We start from the raw sequence: 2355 nt of genomic DNA on the forward strand, positions 1-2355 counted from the left end.
GATGCTCCTATAGTCGTCAAATCGTCTTCGACGAAAGCCTCAACGCATGAAGAACGCTCGTATCTCGTCCAGACCGTCGGCTCGTAACCGTCCTCTCGATCTTCTGCTGCTGGAGCAACTACCGGGGGCGACCCCTCAAACTTTAGGTCTGGGCCGCACTGACGGTACTCGTTTGCGGCTGACAGACGCGGCCTCGCGACATTGTTCGATTTCCGTCGTTGGCGGTCGCGACGGGAGGTACGGCGGCCCTTGTCATCGGAGCAATTGGATGGACGGCAACGGCCACGAGCACAGTGATTTCAGGAGTGGGTGCCTACAATGACTGCACTCAGGCAATTGACGAAAATTGTGCATTTTCTGTAGCCAGCACTGTAATAGGGCTGTCAGGATTTCGACTGGGCCGGTTCATGAGCAAGACGGCCTGGATCTCAAAACACGAACGGAAATACTGCTGATGGCGCGCTTCCTCATTTTTCTTTCGATATTCACCGTTGCCGCGTCAGTGGCGACGGCTGGACGGTTCCGCTTTCCTTTGAAAGAAGGGTCAAGAGCAGATGTGTTTTATCAACGCCTTCAGCTGGCAGGCATTGTCCTTGCTGCTGCAGTCGAGCTAACACTCCCGACGGCGACAAATTGGCTGGGTCTCCCTACCCTCTCCTACACGGCCGCAGCGCTTCATTTGGCCTCGCTGGCGGTCTACAGCGTAAAGCTGCCTGCCATCCAAGGCATCAGCCCGGGAACAACAGGAAGCCACTCCACCGAGGAACATGATCTCCGCCGCACCCGATGGCCTCACCAGACGCTTTTCGCCGTGGCCTATGTGACCATGTTGATCTACTTATTCACGATATTTCGGGACTTCTTCTAAGAGCCCTTCCTAAACCGTTGGTCAGTCGTTTGCTCGTGATTCTGATTGAAAATGTCAATCTGTTTTGAGCCTACTTTGGCGTTGAATCGCAGCCGGAATGATCTGCTCTGGGAGGCACCTTGGCGTTAGCTCTCATCCTGCGTGGATTGCTGAGTCAGCCATTGGCGGTAACTCGTGGCAAGTGCATCGTTGCGGACAAGGCCTCGTTCCAGGCTGGAAATTTTGGAAGGCCAATGACCGAGCTCGCGGGCAGCGGTCGTGATGGTGAGACCGAGCTTGGTGCGCATCTGGCGCAGGTCGGCGTTGCTTGGTGCCGGCTGAGGGTTGGTGATCTGGCGGTAGAGTTCCCGGGCTGCGTAGCGTTTGAGACAGCGCATTGTTTCTCGTTTGCTCTTGCCCTCCGCGGTGCGCTTGAGCACGTAGTCCTTAGTCCGTTGGCACGAGCCCATACGCACCAGTACCACCTGATGCAGGGCACGGTTGGCATTGCGGTCACCGCCTCTGCTGAGCCGGTGACGGGTCGTTTTGCCCGAGGATGCCGGTATGGGCGCAACCCCGACGAGGGCAGCGAACTGGGCCTCGTTCCCAAGACGGTCCGGGTTGTCCCCAACGGTCACCAGGAGCTGGCTGGCTACTTCCGTTCCGACACCTGGAAGGTCACAGAGCATCGGCGCGTAGGTATCCAGGATTTCCCGGAGCGCGGCGTCCGCGGCATCTACTTCTGCCGTGAGGGACTGGCAACGGGTGGCCAGGGCCTTTAACGTCAGCAGGCACACGTACTCGGGGTCAGCAATATGGCCCGAAGGTCTGCAGCGCTGCAGGGCCGTGATCATCGCCGAGGTTCCCAGCCCCCGGTATTTCGCCCGGAGGTCGTCCGGAGCCGAGACGAGAAGGCCCTTGATCTGATTGATTGCCGCGGTACGGGCCTTCACTGCAGAGGTGCGCCCGGCACGCAGGATACGCAGGCATTCCACGGGACCGTCTTTGGCCTTCGGGATCGCCGTGGCCCGGCCGTCGAGTACCGATTGAGCGGCCTGGTAGGCGTCCAGCGGGTCAGATTTGCCCTTCAGCCGGCGCGCGGCTCGGTTCGGGCGGTTCACCTCCAGCACAGACAGACCCTCACCGCGCAGGGCTCTAGCAATTTCGGCCCCGTAGGATCCTGTGCCTTCAACCCCTACGGCGGTGACAGGGCCGTAGCTGGTAATGAACTCGACGATCTTCCGGTATCCGGAGCCCACGGCCAGGAATTCCCTGTCCGCAAGGGGCTTGCCGTATTCGTTGATCACGGCCACATGGTGCGTGTCGGCATGGGTGTCGATACCGGCGATGACATTGGTTGTTTCGTTTGCCAAGATGGAAAGGTGCCCCTCAGTCGGGTGTTCAACGGCTGATTGAATGGGGCGCGGGCCAGGTGGGCAGACAAAACGGTAATGGGACTGGTCGAATCAGGCTCCTATGAAGTCATGTCCGCCTGGCTCCACACCCTT

General features: G+C 59.3%; 2 protein-coding genes. One reads left to right on the plus strand and one right to left on the minus strand.

Translation table 11 applies throughout. From position 1 onward, the window contains the following. The first annotated feature begins 454 nt into the window (after positions 1 to 454). A complete protein-coding gene (locus KNN17_RS22150; protein ID WP_241711054.1) occupies positions 455 to 868 on the plus strand; it encodes a hypothetical protein in 414 nt (137 codons plus the stop codon). 125 nt (positions 869 to 993) lie between these two features. Here the strand turns inward: KNN17_RS22150 and KNN17_RS22155 are convergent, their stop codons facing one another. Beyond that, a complete protein-coding gene (locus KNN17_RS22155; RefSeq protein WP_241711057.1) occupies positions 994 to 2220 on the minus strand; it encodes an IS110 family transposase in 1227 nt (408 codons plus the stop codon). Positions 2221 to 2355 lie beyond the last annotated feature (135 nt).

The sequence above is a fragment of the Arthrobacter bambusae genome, assembly GCF_022606295.1.
GTDB lineage: Bacteria > Actinomycetota > Actinomycetes > Actinomycetales > Micrococcaceae > Arthrobacter > Arthrobacter bambusae_A.

Excerpts from the sequence above, each read along its gene's own strand:
- KNN17_RS22150 (WP_241711054.1), top strand. The coding sequence starts at position 455 with ATGGCGCGCTTCCTCATTTTTCTTTCGATATTCACCGTTGCCGCGTCA.